Origin of the sequence: Virgibacillus tibetensis (assembly GCF_036026595.1) — a bacterium.
GTDB classification, from domain to species: domain Bacteria; phylum Bacillota; class Bacilli; order Bacillales; family Amphibacillaceae; genus Virgibacillus_P; species Virgibacillus_P tibetensis.
The window spans coordinates 35,602-60,377 of record NZ_JARZFX010000008.1 but is presented as its reverse complement, the minus strand read 5'-3'; the positions used below and the strand labels follow the sequence as shown (position 1 = coordinate 60,377).

Sequence of the window (24,776 nt, the reverse complement as noted above, 5' to 3'; positions counted from 1 at the left end):
CAATTTAACACCCTCCATTTAATTACATAAATAAGGTTTTAACTCTGCGAAAGTAAAGCACCAGTTACTTAAAAATTAAGTAACACCTTTCTTATCATTTTCTAAGTCATCAACTCTTTTTTCAAGAATAGAAATTTGTTCTTTTAAATCTTCAGTTGGACTCTTAATTCTATTTGTAATCCCTCTAATAATCGAAACTATAGCTATAATAAATACAATAATTCCTGATACATACATAAAAATTATCTCCATCAAATACCCTCCTTTTATGTCCTTTATCTACTTTCACTAAACTCCCAGATAGCTCAACAGCCTTTTATTTAACTTTAACATTAACATAATATTCCTAACATTATTAGCAAAAGAAAAGACAATCAAATTTGGATTGTCTTATTCTACTCTTTCACCAGTTTGTTCAATAAGCTATTTATTTAATGTAGGTAAGATTGTTTGTAGTTCTGTTAAATCATCAATTACCATATCAGCCTGAGAAAGTTCATCTTCTCGTGCAAAGTCAAAGTTACATCCTATCGAAACCAAACCATTATCTTTAGCTGCATTTATATCAGATAATCGGTCTCCAACTACAGCTCCTTTCGTAATACGATATTTTTTTATAATACTCTGAACTAAATCAGATTTATTTAACGATTCAATTTGTTGGATACTAAATGTTTCCGTAACCCAATTATCTAAATTATAATAACTGATAATCGCTTTTAAATATGCTGTTAAACCATTGCTTGCTATGTATATGGAACAATTATTCTCATTCAAATAACTAAAAACTTCTTTTACGTTAGGATATAAAGCACCTTTCCCATTTCTAATATTTTCAATTAGTCTCTCCAGAAAATAAGTATTGGTTTGTTCTCTTACCTCATCAGAATGATTAGGTAATAAGGTCTCCCATACTTTTGGTAAAGGTACACCCATAATTTCACGGTATTTTTCAATAGGGGTTACTGTAGCCCATTTATCTTGTGACCGTAAATGGTTAAATGTATCCTCAAGAGATAATTCTAAAATTTTATCTGTTTGAAATAGTGTTCCATCCATATCGAAAATTAGTGATTGCGACATTATTTCTCTCTCTCTCTTCAAATGACTGATTTGTTTTAAAGTTTATTAAAAAAGTGAATATAAATTAACTAACGCTTCTTAAACTAATTCCAGTGTTGGTGGAACAAAGAGTGCAGTTCCTTATTCAAGGAGTCGAGTAGAAGGGAACCTCTCTACCTAGCGGTAGATTGTATTCCTCCCCCCTCACAGAACCGTGCTTGCGCTATTAACGCACACGGCTCCTCCTAGTTACCATTCACAAAATGTAGTTAATTTCCTTTCTTAAGTCGTATATATTAACCTTAACTCTTACGTAAGGTAATGGATATTTATTAAGAAAGAGTCTGAATTTATCCCAAGTAAAAGATTTCCTTTGACTTCTTCTATTGAGCCATTTAAACAGTAAGTTACCGATTTTGTCTCTGAATTTGTTAACACTTTGGGTGTTATCTGTGATGCAATAATAGTTGTAATAACCTATAAGTGAGCGTCTAAATCTATCCATGATTATATGGATACCTTTATTTCTATTGACCTTCAACCATTCTTTCGATTCTTTGAGCTTGCCTTGGACTTTCTTCCTGCTAGTTTTCCGTTTCACTCGGAATTTTCCTTGTCGGCTTTTTCCACAATAATGTGTGAAGCCCAGGAAATCAAAAGTTTCCGGTTTGCTATTTCCTTTTCGTTTTGCCTCTTTCTCTGCAAACTTTCCGAAAGGAATGATTTTAGTTTTATCCTCAGCTATCTCTAAGTTAAATTTCTTTAATCTCAATTTTAATGATTGAAAGAATTGTTGAGCTTCACTTTTAGATTGAAAGCAACAGACAAAATCATCTGCATATCTCACAATGAATGCTTGTCCTTTGCACTGTTTTCTAACCCTCTTCTCGAACCAAAGGTCGAGAACATAATGGAGGTATATATTGGCTAATACTGGAGAAATCACTCCACCTTGCGGTGTACCAAACTCTGTTTTGTGTTTCTTGCCATCCTCCATATATCCACCTTTAAGAAACCTACCAATAATTCTTAGTAAGTTGGGGTCAGCTATTCGCAGTTTTAAGAACTCCATCATCCATGCATGGTCAACGTTGTCAAAGAATCCTTTAATATCTACATCTACTACATAATTTATTGACCTCTTTTCAATATAATGGTTCAATATTTTCAATGCATCGTGGCAATTACGATTTGGACGGAATCCAAATGAGCAGTCTAAGAAATCATTTTCATAGATGGTATTTAGTATTTTCGTAACGCTTCTTTGAACAATCTTATCTTCATGTTCTGGTATACCCAATGGTCTTTTCTTGTTTGAATTGAGCTTTGGAATATACATTCTCCTTACTGGAACAGGGCGATAGCTTTTGCTTTTAAGCCTACTTACTAAATCCTTAATGTTTTCTTTTAAGTTTTCACCGTATTGCTCTTTAGTCGTTCCATTAACCCCAGTTGCCTTTTTGTTTGGTAATTCATGATGACATCGAATTAGTGATTGCTCATTTAATAAATGTGCAAGAGATGTAAATTTCATTTTAGGATCAGCTTTTGCTAATTCTACTATCCTTAGTAGTTTTGTTTCCATTTATTATCCCTACCTCTGTGTGTAGTAAATGTATCCCTAGTAAGGGTGATAACTAGGTAGCAGCCTTTCCTCCATCGGCATTACCCGACTTCATTGGTACTACGCTGCTATCCGACTCCCTACACGGCATTTGGTTTCCTTGCTTGTTATCGCTTGTACACCATACTCTTCTATATAAAGAGACCGGTAGGGTCTCCCGAGTTGCCGTATCATATCAATGTATAACGTGCCAAGGTCTCTGACTCCAGAGAGGCTTTACCCTTCTTGCCTATAACAAAGGATAAAATATAGCTTTCTGCTGCGCTTAAGGCATCAGCCCTCTCGATTTACTAACATTATGGAGCTCAATCCCTTCAACCATTTGGCTTTCGGCCCGCTACCTAACTGTCTACGCTTAAAGACTAGAGTTACCTTTATCCCTCCAAGACTCGCTACGAGTGAATGGCTAGTTCTTACTCGACGGGAATCCCACCCGTTATATGACACGACCTAAGCTCGGCCTCACAAGCACCCGTTAGTGCAATAAGCATTATATAGTTATTTTTATTAAATAATCTCAAACAATTAATCTTCTTTCTGACCTTCCAAATAATAGGATGTTTTATCAGGCTTCAATACTGAAAATGAAAAGATAATAGATGAAATGAGCATGATAAGTGCCAGTGTGACTATCGTAACCCGTAAAGAAATAAGATCACCTGCAAGCCCAATCATTAGAATAAATACTACTTGAACAGAACTTTGTATCAATTGATAGATACTCGTTACTCTACCCATTATTTCCACTGGAACATTGTTTTGATAGAAAGTCATAATCCCAGCATTTAAAAACACATTGAAGAAACCTAAGATGACAAACCCAACAACGATTGATGCAAATGACCAAGAGAATGCGTATATGACATAACCTATCGCCCACATGAGTGCCCCCACAACAATCATCAATCTAAGCGATAAGTAATTTGAAAAAATTGAAAGTAAAACTGCTCCTGCAACAGAACCAATTCCAGTAATACTTATTAATAAACTATATTCCATTTCGGAAAGTCCGATAACTTGTTGCGTAAAAACAACTTCTTGTGCGTCCATAGCAAAGGAGAAAATCATAACCATAATAAAAGCAAGGTAAATAAAAGATACATATTTGTTATGAGACGTAAATTTTTGAACGACTGTAAAATCCCGAAAAACTTGGGATAAGGTCAATTTTGGAATTATTTCTCCATTGATATTCTCCATCTCTGGTAGATAAAATAACAAAAGTGCTGAAATCACAAAGAATAAAGCATTCAGCCATAAGGTTGTTTCAACAGAGGTTAATAATATAAGTGAACCCCCGATTGCAGGTCCGATAATAACTGCTCCAGAACTTGCAAAAGAACGAAGAGAGTTAAAGCGTTTCCTATTTTCTTTGGGAACCATCATGGCTACATACGTTGTTGAGGACGGATTAAAAAATGCATTTGCTACACTTAGCACAATCAGAATCAAATAAATTATTACCATGCATGGTGCAAATGGAATGAAACAGATAAATGTCGCTCTAATTATGTATGTTACAATCATTATTTTTTTCTTGCTTCGATAATCTATAAAACTACCTGTCCAAAACTTTGTAAAAATATTAGTCAATGGACCAATAATCCAAAGTCCTGCAACAGCTGCTGCAGATTCAGTTTGCTGATATACAATAATATTAATTGCAACTAAATAAATAAAATTTCCAATACTTGATATTCCAATTGAAAACAGCAATAAGGTAGGATCTCTCCATGTCGTTAAGCTTTTTTCCATACAAAGCTCCTAACTATATATTAATAATACTCTGTTATTTAGTAATCCACACACAAAAGCCAAATTACTTTTACTTCAGTACAAAATAACAATTCTTGATATTATTATAATTATTTTTGTGAAAAAAGATGATCTATATAACCGCCATCCTGATACACTATTCTGCTCCCTATTATATATTCAACATAAGGGGGGATTTTTCTTCTTTAAGTATTGCACCCTTTAGCACAACAAGGAATTGTATCTATTTTTCACTCTAAAGATGAAGCTACTTTAATTAACTCGTCTTTAGATAGAGGCTGTTTTCCTTTATAATCAATTGCATATTCAACTTTATCCATTCTCCAACTAAGCATTTGTATGTTATCTCTTTCGTTATAATATGCAGGTGTCCCGTCGGCAAGAGTTATGCTCTCATCCCAACTAGAAACATTGTTCCAACCAATTTTACTTGTTGCCCAAAAAGTTACAGACTCTTCTGGACTTTCATATATAATTTTAACCCTGTCAAAGCCCACTACTTTAGCATATTCACTTTCTATATCTAATGGAATATTGGTGGGTATCTCAACCTTAAATGGTACAAACCAGCCAGCCATATTAACTGGTAATTTTATTAAATAGATTATCGTTCCTAATAAAATAAAACCTACAATCAACGAAGTTAAAAACTTTCTCTTTCTATCAGTTTTGGATAATCTTTTTTCTATCTCGTCCAAAGTTTATTCCCCCATTCCTTATTTCTCACTTTAATTCAATATACGAATATATCTACTTAAAGTTTCAATAATCTTGTTCCACTAAACTGCTCCGTTAGTGGAACAAGGATGTAATTCCTTATTCAAGGAAAGCACCAGTTAGTGCAATAAGAACTGAGCCCCTTAATTTTTCACTGAATATCGCTCATGATTGGAAGGTCATAATCTAATTCCATTTGAATGGTTTCCTGATGTTGTTCGCCATCAGTTGTTGTCCAATTGACAACCATACTAGTTTTGCTTTCAATATCTCTGATACTTAGATTTTTATCTGGATAAAACCCACCTCCACCTGCTTTTACAGGACCATCCTCAAAGCTTTCAGCAACAAAACTAGATGCTCCTGACGGTCTTTCTCCATCTTTGAAAAAATCATAGACCTCTACTTTAACACTCCCAGTTAACTCATTTACATCTCCTAAAAAGGAAACAGAATGACTTCCAGCCATGCCGTTTTCTCCTACACCTAACCAAGCAAGTTGATAATCTGTTATCTTCCATTCCTCGCCTTGACCGCTCATTTTTAATAAATACTGAGTGTTATCTATGGTAGTAGGAAAATACAGTTTAACAACAGCAAAAGTAAGGACAATCGTAATAACTATCATTCCAATAACCCATGTAAGTTTTAACTTCATGTTATTCCCCCATTTTAAATAAAAAGTCTACAATTTTAATCTGCCTTATTCCACTAAACTGCTTCTATAGTTGAACAAGGAGTGCAATTCCTTATTCAAGGAAAGCACCAGTTAGCTTAATAATCTTTCTACTCTTTCTTTCACTTCAAGTGGTAAAGACTGTTTCAGTGCTTCTTCTAACAATTGTGGATATGCTACTCCATTAGTTCTTAAATAGCTTTCAATAAGCGACGCTTTTTCTTGTTTGTTTGGAATTAACCAATATAGGATATACCAATCTTCGAGTGAACATAAAGGGATATCCACTCCATTTATTTTTTTGTGAGTTACAATGGATTCCTGTTGTAGTGATATTTTATAAATTCCTTCTTCATGTTGTATTGCAAATCCACCCATGACATCAATATCAGTACCATTAATTCTATATTTAGAGAAATTCATTGTACGAAAAGGGTTAGAACTTAATGCTTCTTTCGGTTTCCCAATGGATGACATTATTTCATTTAATTTGGTGGCATTTGTTTCATCTACCAAAATATCTATATCATTAGATTTATCAATTATTTTATAAAAACTAAGTAGAAGTGAACCACCAACTCCCCAAGTTATATTCTTGTTACTTAATCTGTCGCCGATAAAAGATAACGTTTTTAGCATATTAATCTCTCCTGACATTCATGGTTATTAATGTTTATTCAAGTATCCTGCTTCTATAGTTGAACAAGAATGCTATTCTTTATTAAAGGAAAGCACCCGTTACCTTAAGTAGAATAATTCACAATACCCATATACCTGCCAATTTTACAGGTTCATAGTACATTAATAACAATGGATTTCTAGCATTGCACCCCACAAGAAAAAAAGCAAAACTAAAATTCACGAATTCTATTTAGTAAACCAACTAGACCTTTGCTCCCATAAAACAAAACAAAACCCAACACCAATTGGAGCAATTTCTCTAAAGAAGAAAACAATAATTCTCGCTTCATCTTGGTAGTGTCAAAACCCACCCCTACTTCTTTAATATTTAACCAACTTTGTACCAAAGAAAAAAAAGTAGGGAGTGTATGTACGATTATGACAAGACCAACAACCGAAATTGCAGCCAATTGAAACTGATGGGCAGTTAATGAAAATTGGTTTTGTTTCGAATCTTCCTTATTTGGGGTTTCCTTATATTTAGGAATAATAAAACGACTTAACTTATCAGCATATACCCAAACCGTTATACTCATCAAAAGCATAACCAAAACTGGAGCTAGAAATAGAAGTGTATTGATAACATTGTTTGTAACAACTTCTTGCAAATCCTCAAAATACATAGGTAATAAATAATAATTAACGATATGTGATAAATCCATGACAGATTGTATTAAGAGATAAATAGCAAAAATACGTAATGCTATAAAGGTAAAATTTTTTGACTCATACATGTTTCCTCCTATTCAACACGTTTAAAGGCAGTAATTCTTATTGCACTAACGCACCAGTTAGTTGAAAAAGAAAATAGATATTTTATTATTTAGTCCATTGCTTTTTTTAATATTTTATTTATAAATTCTGTTTTGCCTAATGTATAGGTAGTTCGGTCTTTTACTGTATTTGCTAAATCCCTTTTTAAGTTTTCATACTCAATTACGGTTTGTGGGTTATTTCTCAAGTAATCTCTGAATGCTAAATGTCTTGCAAGTTCTTTACTATCTTTGTTACAAACATAAAGGTGATGCTCCATCCACTGTGTACCATATCCATCCCATGGAGAATAAGTATCCTTTCTACCAAATGCCTCTCTACCCTCAAAACTCCATTCTTCTTGGTGAAAATATCCATTGTTTTCAAGTCCCTTAATTACATTAGGGAAAACATCGTAATTTTCTATTACAATATCTATATCCAATATTAGTTTCGCTCCAAGCCCTTGAACTGAAGTGCTTCCAACGTGTTCAATGTCTATAATCAAATCACTTAAAGTCTTACTTAAAACTTGTTTTATTGATTGAAATGTTTCTGCCCATCGCTCATCAAATTTAGAAACTTCTATACTAGAATGCGTCAACCTTGCTCCCCCTTATTTCTTTCATATATATATACTTAGCTACTAAACAAACCTGCTGCGGTAGTGGAACAAGAATGTAATTTCTTATTCAAGGAAAGCACGCGCTAGTGGAGGAATTTTATTTATTTATCTCTTCCCACTCACTTAAAAACATACGTTCTGTTAGCTTTTTGGGATTATCTATTTTACAAATAAATTCTAAACTATTACCATCAGCGTCATTAAAATGAATTTTAGCGTGTGCATAATCCTTGTGAGGCATCACAAAAGGTTCAATCGGTTCAAACCCAAATGCCTCTCTGGGTTTATATCCTTTATTTTTGAGCCAGCTAACAGAGTTCTTTAATCCTTCTAACGATACTTGAAAAGCTTTATGTCTTATCAAAGGATGGTATTCAAGTTCTACTTTATCGGTTTTCCATAATCCCAACCAATTTTTATCTTTTACAATCCACAAAAATGCTAATCTATCCTCAACGATATGGTCAAGAACAATCCCGAGACCAGTATAGAATTCTATCGAACGCTTTAAATCACTTACTGGAAATGTGCTTCATATATTCCCTCCCTTTATCATTCAAAAACCTCCAATTTTCCTATTTTACAGTGCTAAAGTTTCCCATTCATTCCCTTGTTAAACTCTTCTGCTTCTTGAAGCGAATGCTCTTATTAAACAATTAACACTCGCAAGTTGAAGTAGATTATTTATTATTTGTACTTTTGTTTTGTGTTTCTGTTTTAAACTCTTCTTTTAATAATCCATAATAAGCTAAATCGTAAAATTGACCAAACCGAGCTACGTGTTGCTTTAAGGTACCTTCGTATTTCAGTCCTACTTTCTCCATTATTCTCCACGAACCAGGATTAGAAGTAAATGATGCGGCAAAAATTTTATTTAGATTGAGATGATTAAAACCGTACTCCATTACCTTTTTAGTGGCTTCTGTACCATAGTCCTTCCCCCAATACTGCTTACCAACCCAATACGCTAATTCCCCTCTATTATATGGTGAGGACAAGTTTATGTTAATTAGACCAATAAGAAGTTGTAACTCTTTTTCTGTTATCGCAAACATTAAGATTTTATTATTCTTTTCTGCATTAAAGATACTTTCAATAAATTGTATTGCAGAACCTTTAGGATATGGGTGAGGAATATTTAAAGTAGATTTAGCTACATCATAATCCCCAGCCAATTCTTCAATTCTTCCCGAATCATCGATAGTTAATGGTCTTAGTAATAACCTTTTTGTTTCCAACTTCTCCATAACATTTCCCCCCAAGAAAATTTTTAGACTTTTATATTATTTGTTCAACAAACCTGCTGCGTTAGCACAAGAAGCGAACGCTTTTATTAAACAATTGCACCATTTAGTTGAATACAACTATTCTAATTACAGCAGCCTAAAGGATTTCCATCTGGGTCATAAAATGTAAAATATCTTGTAGTTCCTTCTCCACCAATTGAATTAACCTCTACCCCTCTTTCAATTAACAATTTATAGGTTTCATCAATGTCTAGAGGAATAAAATTGTAATATTTTCCCACCCCGAAGCCATTCCCTGGAAATTCCATTGGTTTATGATTAGGTGTCCGAACAAGGGTTATCACTGTTTGAGAACCTTCTGCAAGTTTCATTGTTACCGCCTGTTCTTCTTCATAAAGAGGTTTACATCCTAATTTATCTTCGTACCATTTAGCAGATTTTGCAGGGTCTGTAACAGGTATAAATGCCCCTTCCATACCCTTTAATAAAGGTTGCGTCAATTCTGTTTCCTCCTTTTTTCCTTTTGGTATCTTCTTCTATATAAAAAAGCGAAAACCTTTAATACTTGGTTATTCCAGTGAAAAAAATTTTCTTATTTAACTAATCTGCTGCGTTAGTTGAATAACTCAATATTTAAAATATTTAACTATATTTTACCATATAATTGATATCAATCCTTTATTTTCTCAATATGGATGATAATTACAAGGAAAATAACAACGAAAATAGGGATATATTTACTATGCTAAAAGAGATGCTATTTCATATACAAAAAAAATGAAAGTAAAAACGTGAAAAGAAGAGGAGCCCTACTTTTGGATGTTACAAGTGAAAAAAATAACATGGAGGCCCCTTTTATGCTCTATGACGAGAGTAAACAGAAAATACGTGCACTTCAAAAAAACGTGTGAAAGTAAGTTTTGATGTTGGCGATTTAACAGGCGATACAGCAGATCAATTGCTTTTTATTCCTACTATCTGTAACAACAACGGATTGACACTCCAAAAGACACCCAGTGTGGCGCCATTGAAAACTATATCCATATCGAATAATTGAAGAAATATCAAATCAAAACTATTCGTACGTGTTTGTTCAAAATTGCTGGGTAAATAATTCGATTCGGTCGATGTATAATTTTTCTCCTGGATTTTAAAATTTTCCTTTAAAAATGAACAAGTTACGCCTTTATTGTTTATTGCGAGTGATAAAACTACGACTTGCAGTAAGTTTTACATTTCTAAAAACGTTCTCACATCTCAACAATCCAACTAATTATTAAAACTGGTTCTTGCTCACACTATAGATAAAAAAACACGTTCATCATAGCTAGTCCGAGAAGTGACATACCATATAATAAAACAGCGATTCTCCTATTATTTTTTGGTGCTTCTCTATTTTTTAAAACTATTATTAGTTCATTAGTACAAAACAACACGATTAGTACAGAGATAAAAAGCATTTCATTCAATTACATCACCTCAAAAAATAAGAACTTCTGGATGAAATTAGGTCAATAAAATCCAATTAGAATTAACAGTGATACACCAATTAGTGACGTGGCACCTCCTGCAATAAAAGCAGTTATAGCAGTTTTTTTCTGTTTTGTTTCTACCCAAACTACTACGGATATGATCATCGAAATGAGCACCCCGAAGAAAAGTGCAGCATAGGGGTTCGTTGGTGTAATTACATCATTTAATTGTAACCAGTCCATGAATACCGCCTCCGTATCTCTATTCTAAATTCAACAGCCATTGACGCTGCTTTTCTTTCGGATAATAGACGTTGTTATTTATCATAAGATGTGGAACGTCTGAATGATCTCTTACCAGGGTTCTCACAGCTTCTTTGCTTATCCCGATAAATTGATGAACCTGACCTTCATTAAGCAGCATGTACTCATCATCGTCTTCATCAAAAACACTTATTTCACTTGAACCTTTTTCCTTAAAAAGTCCGGTAAAGACTCCTTCCAGCGAGCTGCCATCCATGCCTTCTTCGTTTCCCGCCAATTAAGTGAAGATGAAAGGCAATATATCCGCCAATATAACGGCGGGTATGGTTGGAATTGAAATTCGAGAAACCGGATAAACCAGCTATCCCGAGCTGCAGATGGCTTATTCCTCAATGGCTTCGCATCGTTCGTACTATACTTTAATGTCTTGCCCACTGCCTGATCCTGCGCATTTCCTAATTCACGCAGGCCATTTCCCATTTGCTCAGTTTCTGATTCAAGGAGTTTTGCTCCTAAATGATCTGCACGAATCTCCATCCATTGAGCAACAAAAGAAAGATACATCGGAAATACCAACATTAAAATATAGAAAAAGATAATAAACACAACCAAATGGTCGGACAATAAGACAAGCTGATCAAAAAACAAGTTAATTACTGCAGCAAGAAAGCCAAAGAACAGCATACGGGCAATTTGGTTTGTCAGAACATCCCGTTTTTTTATATGTATTGCCTCATGAGCCACTATCGCTTTTACTGCATCCATTGATAGTTTAGTTGTAGCAGTTGTGAGCATAATCGTTCCCCGTCCAATATTCATACCAGTAGCAAGTCCATTGTAAATAGGAGAATCGATTAAGTATAATCTGGTTTTGGCAATACCAGCTTGTTTAAAAATAGTTTTTGCCTGATCGTACAGCTCCCCTTTTGTTACCTCAACAGCATCAGATGCGGCTACGAGCACACGGTCAGACACATACAAGTTAAACAGCCACCAGAGGAGAACGAAACTAATCATAATATATGGGGAAACATCAAGCCAAATGAGTATAAACAGTAACCCTGTATATGCTGATATCCCCTTAACTGTTATGGCGAAATACCCTTTCCAAATCAAACGTTTTAGATTCTTAGGATGCCATAAAGGTAAAATCTTTTTCTCCCGTTTCTCCTCGTTACTCGCTGCAAAGCCTGCCAATCGTTCTTGCCATCCTTCCACGTCATCAGGCGTCAAATATATGTTTTCACCAGGAAATGATAAACGCAGAACAGATAGGAATGACATCGTATAATCCTTATTTTCAGACAAAAATGTAAACAGCGGATGAAGCCTCAATAGATCCGGTGCCGACTCCCGGTGAACTTCCTTTATATCTCGCAGTGGTAAATCCCTTGACTCAAATGCTGATACAATCACCAATCGTTCCTGCTGAGGAAGAAAATACAACTTCGTATATGAGAAGTCAGCTGCTCTTGCGATTAGTTGAGTTAATGTCGTAAGTAGAAAGATACCGATAATAAATTTCAGCAGGGCATATGTTTCCGGTGCGAAAATCAGAAACAAGACAGCACCAGCACTTACGAGTAAAGCAATCAGTACATCAACAGTAATCCGCTTCATATCTTTTCCCTGCTTGATAGTTTCATAGTCTGAAACTATCAACTCCTGTTTCAATTGTCGTCGCCTATTTTGTTTATCTTTATCCAAAATTATTCCCAAGTTACCATAGGCCAACGCCATGAGGCTTATTAGCATCATCGCCTCTGTAAATGAAAAGTTCATAAATAAATAGACTAGAATAACGATGGCTGAAATAATCTCTGCAGCATAACCGATTTTCTTCGGAAGCAGGAACGTTATAATTGGTATGAAGAATGCTAGTGAAACAAAACTGATAATTGATAAGACACCTGGCAGCATCCTCTCACCTCGTTCCTTTTATTCAATGCGTTCCATAGTTTCAGTTAACTGTTGTAAATCTTCCAGTGTGATGTTCGGGTCAACAATAATCAATGAATAAGATAACCCATCCTCCTGCCAAAGCAGCGCACGAAAGCCATCTGTATCTGTAAATGAGCCATCGTGGCCACGGACAGTTACCGCTTCTTCACCTGGAAAGCTGAACGCTTCTTCAGTTTCTTCAGGTGTTTCAAAGACAGCCAATGATAAAAGTGGTACATCATTTTTCTTATAATCGATAGTTACTTCTGTTCGGTTGATAATACCTGTCAGATCATTCTGTTCAATCCCTGATATTTCCAATCCATCTGTTTCTGGAAAATAGAGAAATGGTTTCTCCAAACCTTTTCGTGCTTCTTCTAACGTGACCTCCTGGGAGTTATTAAAGTCATTTAGATTCTTTACTTCCACATCTTCAGGTAAATCAAGCGCAAATTTTCCAGCAGGAATTTTTGCTTTAAAATCAACTTTTGTATATACTGACTCACTTTTTTGATCCCCTGTTGTAGATATCATTTTTAACACTAACCAGTTTTCTTTATCGATCCATAACTCCTGTTTGCCAAAAAGCGTGTTTTCTTCATGAGGATCTGCCACAAGATGATAGGTTAAGCGACCTGCTATTTCCTCGTCCCCCTTAGTCGAAATATCATGGGTATCGCGAATGACATCCAGAATAAAGTTTGCTTGATCCTTTGGTGATGGCTGGTTAAAATCTACAAGCTCTGGATCATCGATGACGATTACCTGGTTTTGTTCCATCTGATATGTCTTTATTGACTGACCATCATTCACAGCAATAGACTTGTCCCCTCCGTCTTGATTTTCAATCTCAACCCGAATCTTTCCGTCTTCACTTCGCCATTCTTTCATGATCATTTGATCAATTTCTTCTCCATCTGTACTCGTAATTGTCGTAGATTCTGCATAATAGGATGGTAAATTTCCTTCTTCCAATGCATGATTAATTAATTGTTCTGGTGAATAATTGTTTGATGATTCTGATGAACATCCTGCACTCATAACCAATACCCCCAAAAGTAGTAGTGTACTTCTTAATTTAATACGGTTCACTTCCCATCACTTCCTCGCTTTGTTTTGGCAGACTGCAAATAACACATGTACCCACTTTTTCATCGGAAAAAATATGTACGTTTCCACCGTGTTTTTCGATAATCTGTTTTGTAATACTTAAACCTAAGCCTGTGCCACGCAAATCACGCTTATTCCTAGCTTCGTCAGCCTGATAGAGTGGGTCAAATACGTAGGCTAATTTGTCCCTGGCGATCCCAATCCCTTCATTTTGAACGATAAAATATACAGCATCTGCGTCTTGTCTGAAATCATCTTCTTTTATAAAATCATACAGCCATTCGGAAAGCATATCGCTACTAGAGACAGCTGCTATCCAAACCTTCCCTCCATGTGGTGTATGTGAAATCGCATTACTGACTAAATTATCAGCCACACGCATCATTTGCTTCGGATTAACATGATACATTCCTTCCACTTCTACATACGAATGAAGATCGATTTCTTTTTTCTTACATAAAGGTTCATAGTCTGCGATGAGCATTTCAAAGAACTCCTCCCCTTCCACTGGGACAAATTCCAGTTCATGTTTAGGCGATTGCAAGAGGGTATATGTTAATAAGTCATCCAACATATGCTGCATAAAATCGGCTTTTTCGGAGATCACATTTCTATAGTCATCCTGTTCCTCCATACTTAATCCTGTTTCATTTTTCAGTGATTCTGCATACGCCTTAATCGACGTGAGTGGTGTCTTTAAATCATGGGAAACACTCGCAATCAAGTATTCCTTCGCTTGCTGCTCCTGCCTAATGACAGCTTGAGCTGATTTAATTTCTCTACTCATTGTATAAAAGTGGTCTGTCAGTTTCCCAATCTCGTCTTCATTTGTCCGTGCTTCCTCAAGCGTCTTTCCAGAAGCAAAAGCAGTCATTTCATTCATTAATCCGGTTAAGCGAATATTCAGCTTCTTATTAACGAGCCAAGCTACGGTCAGATAGATCGCCGTAAACACAATCATAAATAATCCACCGACAAGAAAGCTTCGATTCGTCACTCCTGTTACCCACTCATCACGGGCCATTTCTACATGGAAGAATCCAACCAGGTCATTACCTGAGAAGACTGGTTGCTTATACGTATACGAGCGGTAACCCTGATCTAGTGAATACAAATCTTCATACAGCTGCTTCTTTCCCAGACCAAAATGTGCAGGTGTAAAGGAAGGGTTGGACGTATAAATAACTACACCATCCTGATTATATAGAGCGATAGATTGTTTCTGACTGGTCAGCTTTTCGATAGTTTCCCTGTTTGCTTGTGGTTCGTAAAGCGCTGGTTCATCCAGTGCTTTTTTGGTTTTTTCCAATTCAGACAGCACATCAATATGTTCGGCCACCTTTTGTTCATCGTTATACGTGGTAATCCAGGCTAGTAATACATAAGCTGCAATTAGTGGAAGAATCATTACAATTAAATAAGATAGTAATAGCCACGTTTTTATTTTCATACACATTCACCTACAAATCGGTAACCTTGCCCCCAGACCGTCTGAATGAATTTAGGCGTTTTCACTGGATCAGCTAGTTTTTCTCTCAAGGATTTAATGTGAACTGTGACCGTATGTACCCCACCTGCTTCTACCTGGCTCCAGACATGTTCATATAAGTCGCCTTTTGAAAAAATACGGTCCGAGTGCTTTACTAAGACAGACAATAGCTCAAACTCTTTTACCGTCAGCATGATCTTTTTATCATGAAGCATAACTTGGCCTTGATCCCAGTCAATGGTTAATCCATGCAAATACGTTGTTTGATTCATTTCTTCAGGAATTCCCTGGTATCGTCTCCAGCGCCGTAAGTGTGATTCAACTCGCGCTTTCAACTCTGCTAAACTAAACGGTTTAGCCACATAATCATCAGCACCCAGGTGCAGCCCCTCAATTTTATCCTCATCTTCTTTCCTTGCGCTGATTATAATCATCGGTATATCACTTTTTAAGCGGATATTTTTGCATAACGTAAATCCATCCATTTCCGGCAGCATGAGATCCACCAGAACAAGATCATACGTCATTGCCTGGAAATCTCCCCATCCTTCCAGACCCGTCGTCGCCCAGCTGACTTCATACTTTTCACGGACAAACATATCCCGCACAACACGCGCGATTTCGGGATCATCTTCAACTAATAAAATACGTGCTTGCATGACTGGTTGATTCCTCCTGTATAAGTAATATAGCATGGGAAATTAATTTTATAGAAAACTTTATTATTTCTTTATAATTAGAATGTGAAGCAGTTGATTCCTGCTATTTCAGAAATGCTGTCAGATTTAACGGAAAAACATGGAAAATAAGTAACAGGTTCAGTTTCCTATCACAAACATTAAAATTGTAATGTAATTTGCACCCTATTTTTTGGTTAGATAACAATAGCCAGTGTAAGTCTACATTTTGACCTACAAATTAGATTACATAAATCACCAATTAATTAGGAATGATTTTATTTTCACTTGAATTTACAAGGTATTCTGAATATTTATGTTAAAATAATTATAAAGTTTGTGAAGGATTATTCTTCAACTAAACCAGCAGGATATTGAAAGAAGGAAATGTAATTACTTATAGAAATATCAAAATTGACGATTATTGTATTGATTCTAAAAATTTAATATAGGGGTGAGGGTGTGAGTGAAGCATTAATAAAACAGATTCCTTTAATAAGTAATTGTAAAGAAGTTATTGAAATTAAAAAGGGTTTTTCCTCAGATGAAAAATATCTAATACATATGCAAGGTAACAATAAGCTACTACTTCGGATGTTTAATTTAGAAGAGTTGGAATTAAAGAAGACAGAATACTCTATTATGGAGAAGATGCAGGATTATCACGTTACTTGTTCACAACCGATTTCAATTGGTGAAGTAGGAAATCGGGGGTATATGATCACATCATACATAGAGGGTAAGGATGCTGAGGATGAAATCTCAAACTACTCAGACCAAGAACAATTTAATATTGGTATTGAGGCGGGAAAAGAATTAAGAAAAATGCATCAATTATCTGCTCCAGACCATATCTCTTCGTGGTATTCAAGGAAAGTTGAAAAGCATTGGAAGTATATTGATGCTTACTTAGCGTGTGAGGTAAAGATTAAAAATGACCAAAAAATAATGAATTTTATTGATGATAATATCCATCTCATTAAACAACGCCCGAACTTATTTCAACATGATGATTTTCACCTTGGAAACATCATTGTGAATAATAAAAAATTTGCTGGGGTTATAGACTTTAACAGGTATGATTGGGGAGATCCTATTCACGAATTTCTAAAGATAGGAATTTTTAGCCGAGGAGTAAGCATTCCTTTTTCAATAGGACAAATCAGAGGTTATTTTAATAATAAAGAACCAGATGAAGATTTTTGGAGATTGTATTCACTTTACCTGGCAATGTGCGTTTTCTCAACTGTAGTATGGACCTTAAAAGCTATTCCAAACAATATGAATGAGATGTTAGATAAAGTATACATGTATTTAGAAGATCATGATTACTTCAGCAGATTAAAACCTAAGTGGTATAAATAGAGTCCACCTTTGTGAAGAATTATACTTAAACAAACGGGTGTTTTTCTTAAAAAACGATAATACTTCTTGCTTATTCAAGAGAAAGGTAAAATGATTTTATAAGAAACCAAATCATAATTTTTTTAAAAGAGAGGTATATCAATGAAAAAGAAGTCTAAGTTGTTAATTGTACTTGTTATTATCCTTTCCTTTAGCTTGATATTAAATGTTTATTTTGGAGTTTCCAGTTTTATAGAGAGCACCTATACACCCGATTCTGAAGACAGAGATATTTTAGCTGAAATGACAAAAATGGTAATTGATAATGAGGAATATCAAGAGATTGCTACAAGAGAAACGGTTTATGCTATTGAACAGGGTGTTAGTCGATTTAATGTAAGTAATCCATCTTCTATTCATCATTACGAGATTCAAGTTCAAACGGAGAAGGAAACATATATATTTACTTGTATTGATGAGAAGTGTACAGATGTAAGTAATGAAGGTTGGACCTATTCCAGATATAGCGAAGAAGAGCCTATATTACCTTTGAACAAAAAGAATTGATTTTTTACTAATACTAACTTTGTTCAATTAACTAACTAATAAAAGTTGTCCCTTATTGTACTAACGGGTCTTTACTTAAACAATGAGATTCGTCAATATGAAGGTCTCATTTACTAAAGGGGTAGGTTAGTTGAATAAGAAGCACAAAAAAATCGGCTATTTATGACCGATTTTTAAAATACCATTCTAATATTTCTTTTTTATCTTTTGAAGGCGTATGTTTGTAACTAACCAATTTAAGTCCATCAGGGACTTCTCTTACAAATTTAAGTGTATCAGTGCCAATCGTGTTATGTGCACCTACAAACGCATCAAGTTGAATTGTGATTTCAAAAGAAAGTCCGTTTGTCATTTTTAAGTCTAATACTTTTTCATCGGAAGATTGAATATCTTTTATGTCACAGTGATGTTCAACAATAGCCTTACGAATATCTTCCCACATTAAAGAAAGCAATGCGTCTTCACAAGTGGATTGATTTGAAGCAATCGTTGGAGTTGAAAACATAAGAATAAGAAATAATGTCGTACAGATAACTAATACTTTTTTCACAAAAAACACCTCTTATAATAAACCTAATAACGATATACTTACCTAATTAACGATAAATATTACTATTTTAGTTATTTTGCTAACCGGGTGCTTTAGCATAACAAGGAGTTAGTCACTACGGTGGTCTTTTTAAACTATAGGGGCAGAATTGTTCAAGAACACATACTTCAATTTAAAGGAAATGGGAGGAGATAAAGTGGTAGAAATCATCGATGTGAGTTCCGAAAATGTAAATAAATATGGTTTTTTTTGTATGAGAAGTAAATCCAAATCTGATGGTTATCAAAATAAACTTAGGTGGTTGAAGGAAAGGTTTAAGGAGGGCCTAAAGATAAAAATTATTCAAGAAAATAGGAGACAAAGAGGATTTATTGAATATATTCCTGGTAAACATACGTGGAGAGCTATAAATGCAAAAGAATATATGGTAATTCATTGCTTTTGGATTGTTGGAAAAAACAAGGGAAAAGGATTTGGTGTTTCGCTTCTGAATGAATGTATAAAAGATGCCAAAAATTTAAATTTAGCAGGAGTAGTGTTAGTAACAAGTAATAAAGGTTGGTTACCCGATAAACTGTTCTTTGAGAAAAAAGGATTTACTCTTGTAGACCAGATTGGAGAATTTGAGTTAATGGCTCAACTCTTTAAAGATGGAACTACCCCAAGTTTTTATGATTGGCAAAAAACGGCAAAAGAATTCAGTAACGGGATTACTGTATTTAAATCAGATCAATGTCCATTTATTCAAGATGCTGTCATTAACTTGGAAGTTGCTGCTGATGAACTTGATATCAAAGTAAATATAGTAGAATTAGATAATTATGAAATGGCTCAACAAAAGTCTCCGACACCCTTTGGAGTATTCACTGTTATTTACAATGGTGAAATTATTACATACCATCCTGAAACTAAAAATAAATTTGTGAAGTTGTTAGAAAAGCAAAGTTTAAAACTTAATAGTTGATTACTATTTCTTAACTTAGATGCTAATTGTGAAGGAAAGTACTTAAAACATGCTAAATGGTGCAAGAGTTTAATAAGGTGTTTGTACGAAAGCTCCTTTTTCCTATTCTGCTAAAGCAGCAGGATTGTAGAATAAGGCGGTGTATTCACTTTTCGTCTAGGAGGGGTCAAATATTAATAGAAAAAGAATGTTAAGCCCGATTAAAAAGTTTATTTTAGATAAAACCAGATTATTAAAAATAGAAGAACTGAAATTGTCTGAGGAAGCTATTGAAGAGTTTGATAATATGTTCATAAGATCTATATCATCAAGTGATAGTAGTATTTTTACATATAACAGTAGATACCCATTATATATGTTTTTGAACTATGTTATTGAGAATAAGGGCGTAGTAGTACACGGTTCCAATAACTCCTCAATAAATAAATTTGAGCCCAGAAATAGTTCTCTCTTTAATGGTAAGCCTATTAAAGCTGTTTTCGCTTCATCTGATGGAGTATGGTCAATATTTTTTGCAGTTCAAAAAAGAAAAGGTTATGTTGGTTCCATTAGAAACCTGTGCTTATCTATTACTTCTAATAAAGGAAAAAAACGTTATTATTATTTTTCGACGAATAATAATGACGCCCCGAATCGTTGGACAGACGGAACAATATATTTCTTCTCAAAGACCCTATTCAAACAAGGTGGAATTAGAGACGAATGGGTTTGTGAAAAAGAATTGAAACCTCTTGCGAAATTATCCGTTACACCAAGCGACTTTCCTTTTTTAGATAAAGTCAGGGTCCATAGAGAAACTGAATCAACGGTAAAAACAATTATAAAAGCAATACTTTTTAAGATGTGAAAATTCCGTTATTCGACAATGAGGACAGGCTAGTAAAAAGAAGACTTAATTAAAGGATAGGGATATATGAAAAAGAAGATTGTGCCTGTTTTATTGATAATAAGTTTAGGTGTAAATTTGTATATATTAGGAAAATGATTTTTGATTGAACAATAGTATGAACCTTCCCCAGAAGAAAAAGTCATTTTAAGTGAAATAGTTTAAAAAGCTGTTGAGAGTGAGGATTACAAAAAGTTAGAAAAAAAAGAGAAAATCATTGCTATTGATACAGTTATAGATAAGAAGCAATCAAATTATAGGAGTGTTGTTTACATTGATAAATTTTTTTAAGTATAACTGGCAGGTAAGAGATGAGTGGTTTGACTGGTGTAACTTACTAACACCTAAAGAATTGATAAAAGACCGCATAGGTGGAGTAGGAAATATTTTATACACCCTTTTTCACATTATTGATGTGGAATATAGTTGGATTCGTGGTATTCAAGGTAAAGAAGATATAATATTTCAGTTTGCTGATTATAATACACCAGAAAAGGTCAAATCTCTGTCAGATACATTCCGAAATGAAATTGTTGTTAGTTTAAAAACAATTTTAGAGGAATCAAAAGATAAACTCGTAAATGTTTCTTGGGATGAAAATGAATATACTAAGGATGAAATACTCCACCATATAATTGCTCACGAAATTCATCATATTGGTCAACTTTCTGTTTGGGCAAGAGAATTAGATCTAAGCCCTGTACCTGCTAATTTTATAGGTAGAAAATTAAAATCTGTCCAATCTTATTAAATAAACTGGTACAAGAGTTGAATAAGGCAATCAGTAGTTGATTGTTTTTTCTTTTTTAATAATATCAGGAATATTATGTTAATGTTAAATAAAAGGCTATTGATCTATCTGGCAGATTGTAGATGGGTTTTAGTTTCTAAACAAAGCTTAGACAAATCAATTTTGGAAAATTAATTATCATTATATTTATTGGTACAGGTATTATGTGGATGGACGCCTCAACTTTACCATTAGTAGCATCCATGATTTTATTCTGTACAGGTGCAATTTCTATTGGGGTACTAAACATCCTTGTCTTTTCATCCATAAAGAGACAGGTAGAGACAGCGTATATAGGAAGAGTTGAGTGGAAGTGTTCTATTCTGGATTTGCATTTTTTGCGATAACTTCAGCAAATGCATTGTCTTTTTTAATTGATCCATTAGCTAACTATTCTAGATATTGATAATGTGAATCTTTTTAAGTATAGTGAGACGAATTAGTTAGAACATGAAAATATAACAAGTAAAATAAAAAGTTCCCTTAAATAGGTTGAATATTTTTATTAATAAATTAGAGATTAATGGCATCCATTAATCTCACTGCCGACCAGCAAATACTTAAGCTACATGGTGCAAAAGTGAAACAAGGCGACCATCAAAACGATTGTCTTTTCTATAAGAGATGTTTTTTGAATATTATGTTAGTATTGGGTTATGGAAACGGGACAGTTTAGCACAGATGGCTAATTTACTGTTGAAATTTATCATAGTAATATTGTTATAAATAGGGGTGATTATGATGGCAAGCTTTTCCGTAAACGTACTTCAAATTAGAGATAGTTCTTTTAACATTGGGTTTAAGATGGGGAATTTTATCCAAAACAAGCCAATTTTGAAAACTTTGGAATTAATTACAAAACCAGAAATTGATTTTAAGAATATGCGATCTATTTATTCAACTTTTGCTCCCCATTTACTTGAAGAGTTAGAGGGGTTGTCTCAAGGTTTAGAGATTCCTTTAAACAGAGCAGCATCGTTGTTTTCTGGCTATGATTTACCAAGGACTGAAGCAATGGGATGTTCGGCTATAATTACAACAGATTATTATGTTAGGAATTATGATTTTTCTCCCACTTTATATGATGGCATTTTTAGTTTAGTTCAACCTGATACAGCTTTTGCTACAGCAGGGTATAATCTACAACTTATAGGAAGGCACGATGGTGTGAATCAAGAAGGGCTGGTAGCAGGATTGCATTTTGTGAGTAATAATGATTACACAAGGGGCGTATCTCCTTGGACCTCGATACGGATGGTATTGGATATTTTTTCCACTACTGATGATGCAATAAATATGCTAAAGGAGATACCACATTCTGCTTGCTATAATTTTTCACTCGGAGATAAAAAGGGAAATATTGCAGAAGTTGAAGCTAGCCCTGGAAAAGTTATTGTAAGGCGTGGAGAATCATTACTATCCTGCGTAAATCACTTTCAAACTGATATGCTTAAAAATAAAAACAGGACATCTATAGAAGGCTCTGTCCATCGTAATAACTACCTCCTGGGTTTCAAAGATAAAAATATGACTCATAGCGAAATGTTCGATAATTTTAACGACACAACGTCACCGGTTTTCTTTACTGACTACGATAATTTTTTTGGAACCCTTCACACATTTTCATACTCCTATAAAGACTCAAGAATTCTAACAGCTATTGCTCGGAGTAATCAAGTCTTAGATATTAACTTTCAAGAATGGCTTGAAGGAGAAACTATAAATGACCCTATTCTGCAAGGAATAATAGAAGAAGGTTCATAAGCTCGTATTAAACAAACGGCGATTGTACAATAAGAATAGTTGCTTCTTGTGCTAACACCGCAGTATTCTTGAATAAGAAGATATGGAAATCGTAACCTTGTTATGAAAACGGAGGCAAAATAGAAAAGAAATTTTATAAGATTACAGGTATTGTATTTATTATTATGTCAGGGCTAATTTATACTTTAGAACAGGGATTTTCATTGCTTATGAACTAAATATGTTTTGGAACTTATATAGAAAATTTCAGGTGAAAGGTGGAAAATAGATAATTTCCTTCTTCAACAAACGGGTGCTTTCCTTAAATAAGGAACAGCATCCTTGTTCAAAACGGGGCAGTTTAGTTGAATAAGAAATCACAAAAGTAATGAGCATTTACTTTAAAATAAGATTAAACGGGGGTTTATATGCGAAAAATTTATCTAGATAGAACAGCATTACCTGGAGCCATAATTGTTAATTTAGAAGATACTGAGATTATATCAGCAGGAACAACCATTTATTCAATGGGTGTTCATGATAGAAATGAGGAGTATCAAAGATACGCTAACGATTATGATATTCAATTTATATTTGACGATGATATTCCACGTTTAGAGTTTTTTACGGTTCCACATGTTGATATTATGGCACAAGATAGTAAAGGTGGATTTATCGGAACTGTTGACCACCAATGTGACCTAGAAAGTAATGCACCAATTTGTTATATCAATAAGGAGTTGGAGAGCTTCAAAATTTCTGAAAACGGAAAAGATTTTCTGAGCAAAGTTGAATCATGGCAAGACAACATGAAACCCTATGATAAAATTACCGTTTATCGTTCGAAAGCAGAAGCAGAAACTGAACTAGAATTTATCGATTTGTCTGATATTCTTCCATTATTATAAATTCTTCTTGAACTAACGGGTGCTTTCGTTTAATAAGGAATTGCACCCTTGTTCAACTATAGCAGCAGGTTACTTGAAGAAGGATATCATTTAATTTAATGACTATTGCTTCCCTTTTAAGGAAGCAAATATTTAGTTATTCTGATATTAATCGGAACAACCAATAAATTTGGGAGTAATTAAATATTTAAGGGGGAATTTTTGTGAGTAAAGTTTCTGTTCGAGTATTGTTTTTTCTACTGACTATTTTAACTGTATTTCTAACGGGCTGTTCTGAGAATGAGTGGACTGAAAGCAATATTTTTGTGTCAGGCTCCTATGAGATGCTTGGGGAAGAAGGTCAATTAGGTTTTATTTATGACGGTGGAGATGTAACTCGATTTTATCCTGATAAAGTACAAAAGTATATGTGGCACTTTTGGGGTAATGATGAGGATTTGGAAGGGGATTTAAAGGTTGTTGGCACCCACAATGAGTCAGGATATGAAATTAACGTTCTAGAGGATGTAACATTAAGCACTAGGGAACTTAACGGTGCAGATGCATCTATGCCTTCAATGATGTCCTTACCAAAGAGCGGTATGTGGAAATTGGATGCTTATATTGACGATAAATTACACGGGTCAGTCTATGTTCAGGTACACGAAGAAGACGGCTAATTGCTTCTTCAATTAAAGGGTGCTTTAGTTGAAGAAGCAAATAAAAAAATATGGAATAGCCTAGATCAAAATTGAACTAGGCTATTTTATTTTAAGACAACAAAAAGCACCGCATTTTACCTTGTAATTAGTTATACATTTTAAGGAGTAAATTAGGTTTTTGCGATAGGTATCGGAACCCGTTAGGAAATGAGCGAATTTCTTCTATATAAATTTTCGATAAAAAATCTATTAGATCCAATAGCAAGAAA

Annotated in this window: 27 protein-coding genes; 8 read left to right on the top strand and 19 right to left on the bottom strand. The window is 34.4% G+C overall.

Going from position 1 to position 24,776, the window contains the following annotated elements; translation table 11 throughout:
- Window positions 1-75: 75 nt before the first annotated feature.
- From QGM71_RS14830 to QGM71_RS14745, 18 genes are all read right to left on the bottom strand, one after another.
- Window positions 76-252 carry a hypothetical protein gene (locus QGM71_RS14830; RefSeq protein WP_327608340.1) on the bottom strand — a complete coding sequence of 59 codons (177 nt, stop codon included), beginning with the start codon at window positions 250-252 and terminating at the stop codon, window positions 76-78.
- 171 nt (window positions 253-423) lie between these two features.
- Window positions 424-1,083 carry an HAD hydrolase-like protein gene (locus QGM71_RS14825; RefSeq protein WP_327608339.1) on the bottom strand — a complete coding sequence of 220 codons (660 nt, stop codon included), beginning with the start codon at window positions 1,081-1,083 and terminating at the stop codon, window positions 424-426.
- Window positions 1,084-1,318: 235 nt separating this feature from the next.
- Window positions 1,319-2,647 carry a group II intron reverse transcriptase/maturase gene (gene ltrA, locus QGM71_RS14820; RefSeq protein WP_327608338.1) on the bottom strand — a complete coding sequence of 443 codons (1,329 nt, stop codon included), beginning with the start codon at window positions 2,645-2,647 and terminating at the stop codon, window positions 1,319-1,321.
- 564 nt (window positions 2,648-3,211) lie between these two features.
- Complete coding sequence (locus tag QGM71_RS14815) at window positions 3,212-4,441, bottom strand: MFS transporter (RefSeq protein ID WP_327608337.1); 1,230 nt, start codon at window positions 4,439-4,441, stop codon at window positions 3,212-3,214.
- 251 nt (window positions 4,442-4,692) lie between these two features.
- Complete coding sequence (locus QGM71_RS14810; RefSeq protein ID WP_327608336.1) at window positions 4,693-5,160, bottom strand: DUF4367 domain-containing protein; 468 nt, start codon at window positions 5,158-5,160, stop codon at window positions 4,693-4,695.
- A gap of 170 nt (window positions 5,161-5,330) precedes the next feature.
- Complete coding sequence (locus QGM71_RS14805) at window positions 5,331-5,837, bottom strand: hypothetical protein (protein ID WP_327608335.1); 507 nt, start codon at window positions 5,835-5,837, stop codon at window positions 5,331-5,333.
- Window positions 5,838-5,948: 111 nt separating this feature from the next.
- Window positions 5,949-6,494, bottom strand: coding sequence for a nucleotidyltransferase domain-containing protein (locus QGM71_RS14800; protein ID WP_327608334.1), 546 nt, complete (start codon window positions 6,492-6,494; stop codon window positions 5,949-5,951).
- A gap of 212 nt (window positions 6,495-6,706) precedes the next feature.
- Window positions 6,707-7,270, bottom strand: a complete 564-nt coding sequence (locus tag QGM71_RS14795) for a hypothetical protein (RefSeq protein WP_327608333.1) — start codon at window positions 7,268-7,270, stop codon at window positions 6,707-6,709.
- 89 nt (window positions 7,271-7,359) lie between these two features.
- Window positions 7,360-7,893, bottom strand: a complete 534-nt coding sequence (locus QGM71_RS14790) for a GrpB family protein (RefSeq protein ID WP_407703037.1) — start codon at window positions 7,891-7,893, stop codon at window positions 7,360-7,362.
- A gap of 118 nt (window positions 7,894-8,011) precedes the next feature.
- Complete coding sequence (locus QGM71_RS14785; RefSeq protein ID WP_327608332.1) at window positions 8,012-8,350, bottom strand: VOC family protein; 339 nt, start codon at window positions 8,348-8,350, stop codon at window positions 8,012-8,014.
- Between the two features lie 244 nt (window positions 8,351-8,594).
- Window positions 8,595-9,161, bottom strand: coding sequence for a GNAT family N-acetyltransferase (locus QGM71_RS14780; RefSeq protein ID WP_327608331.1), 567 nt, complete (start codon window positions 9,159-9,161; stop codon window positions 8,595-8,597).
- A gap of 122 nt (window positions 9,162-9,283) precedes the next feature.
- Window positions 9,284-9,661 (bottom strand): VOC family protein, encoded by a 378-nt coding sequence (locus QGM71_RS14775; RefSeq protein ID WP_327608330.1) that lies wholly within the window; start codon window positions 9,659-9,661, stop codon window positions 9,284-9,286.
- 1,011 nt (window positions 9,662-10,672) lie between these two features.
- Window positions 10,673-10,876 (bottom strand): hypothetical protein, encoded by a 204-nt coding sequence (locus tag QGM71_RS14770; RefSeq protein ID WP_327608329.1) that lies wholly within the window; start codon window positions 10,874-10,876, stop codon window positions 10,673-10,675.
- A 19-nt stretch (window positions 10,877-10,895) separates the two neighbouring features.
- Entirely contained in the window at window positions 10,896-11,153 is a 258-nt protein-coding gene (locus QGM71_RS14765; protein WP_327608328.1) for a DNA-binding protein, read from the bottom strand.
- Window positions 11,087-12,817, bottom strand: a complete 1,731-nt coding sequence (locus QGM71_RS14760; RefSeq protein WP_327608327.1) for a M56 family metallopeptidase — start codon at window positions 12,815-12,817, stop codon at window positions 11,087-11,089. The genes QGM71_RS14765 and QGM71_RS14760 overlap by 67 nt, the downstream gene beginning before the upstream one ends.
- Window positions 12,818-12,835: 18 nt before the next feature.
- The gene (locus tag QGM71_RS14755; protein ID WP_327608326.1) at window positions 12,836-13,879 is read right to left on the bottom strand and encodes a LolA family protein; all 1,044 of its coding nucleotides are present in this window, start codon (window positions 13,877-13,879) and stop codon (window positions 12,836-12,838) included.
- 37 nt (window positions 13,880-13,916) lie between these two features.
- Window positions 13,917-15,398: a HAMP domain-containing sensor histidine kinase gene (locus QGM71_RS14750; RefSeq protein ID WP_327608325.1), complete on the bottom strand. Its 1,482-nt coding sequence runs from the start codon at window positions 15,396-15,398 to the stop codon at window positions 13,917-13,919.
- Window positions 15,395-16,096, bottom strand: coding sequence for a response regulator transcription factor (locus QGM71_RS14745; RefSeq protein WP_327608324.1), 702 nt, complete (start codon window positions 16,094-16,096; stop codon window positions 15,395-15,397). The genes QGM71_RS14750 and QGM71_RS14745 overlap by 4 nt, the downstream gene beginning before the upstream one ends.
- Before the next feature lie 480 nt (window positions 16,097-16,576).
- On the opposite strand from QGM71_RS14745, the gene QGM71_RS14740 reads away from it, so the two are divergent.
- A complete protein-coding gene (locus tag QGM71_RS14740) occupies window positions 16,577-17,479 on the top strand; it encodes an aminoglycoside phosphotransferase family protein (protein WP_327608323.1) in 903 nt (300 codons plus the stop codon).
- A 141-nt stretch (window positions 17,480-17,620) separates the two neighbouring features.
- Window positions 17,621-18,025 carry a hypothetical protein gene (locus QGM71_RS14735; RefSeq protein ID WP_327608322.1) on the top strand — a complete coding sequence of 135 codons (405 nt, stop codon included), beginning with the start codon at window positions 17,621-17,623 and terminating at the stop codon, window positions 18,023-18,025.
- Window positions 18,026-18,185: 160 nt separating this feature from the next.
- Here the strand turns inward: QGM71_RS14735 and QGM71_RS14730 are convergent, their stop codons facing one another.
- The gene (locus tag QGM71_RS14730) at window positions 18,186-18,575 is read right to left on the bottom strand and encodes a DUF3888 domain-containing protein (RefSeq protein ID WP_327608321.1); all 390 of its coding nucleotides are present in this window, start codon (window positions 18,573-18,575) and stop codon (window positions 18,186-18,188) included.
- Window positions 18,576-18,771: 196 nt separating this feature from the next.
- On the opposite strand from QGM71_RS14730, the gene QGM71_RS14725 reads away from it, so the two are divergent.
- The 6 genes from QGM71_RS14725 to QGM71_RS14700 all read left to right on the top strand — a co-directional run bounded on the left by QGM71_RS14725 (window position 18,772) and on the right by QGM71_RS14700 (window position 24,525).
- Window positions 18,772-19,539 (top strand): YoaP domain-containing protein, encoded by a 768-nt coding sequence (locus tag QGM71_RS14725; protein ID WP_327608320.1) that lies wholly within the window; start codon window positions 18,772-18,774, stop codon window positions 19,537-19,539.
- A gap of 253 nt (window positions 19,540-19,792) precedes the next feature.
- The gene (locus QGM71_RS14720) at window positions 19,793-20,386 is read left to right on the top strand and encodes a hypothetical protein (RefSeq protein ID WP_327608319.1); all 594 of its coding nucleotides are present in this window, start codon (window positions 19,793-19,795) and stop codon (window positions 20,384-20,386) included.
- Between the two features lie 313 nt (window positions 20,387-20,699).
- Window positions 20,700-21,176: a DinB family protein gene (locus QGM71_RS14715; protein WP_327608318.1), complete on the top strand. Its 477-nt coding sequence runs from the start codon at window positions 20,700-20,702 to the stop codon at window positions 21,174-21,176.
- 780 nt (window positions 21,177-21,956) lie between these two features.
- The gene (locus tag QGM71_RS14710) at window positions 21,957-22,979 is read left to right on the top strand and encodes a C45 family peptidase (RefSeq protein ID WP_327608317.1); all 1,023 of its coding nucleotides are present in this window, start codon (window positions 21,957-21,959) and stop codon (window positions 22,977-22,979) included.
- A 407-nt stretch (window positions 22,980-23,386) separates the two neighbouring features.
- Window positions 23,387-23,866, top strand: coding sequence for a hypothetical protein (locus tag QGM71_RS14705; protein ID WP_327608316.1), 480 nt, complete (start codon window positions 23,387-23,389; stop codon window positions 23,864-23,866).
- Between the two features lie 203 nt (window positions 23,867-24,069).
- Window positions 24,070-24,525, top strand: coding sequence for a hypothetical protein (locus tag QGM71_RS14700; RefSeq protein ID WP_327608315.1), 456 nt, complete (start codon window positions 24,070-24,072; stop codon window positions 24,523-24,525).
- The last annotated feature ends 251 nt before the right edge of the window (window positions 24,526-24,776 follow it).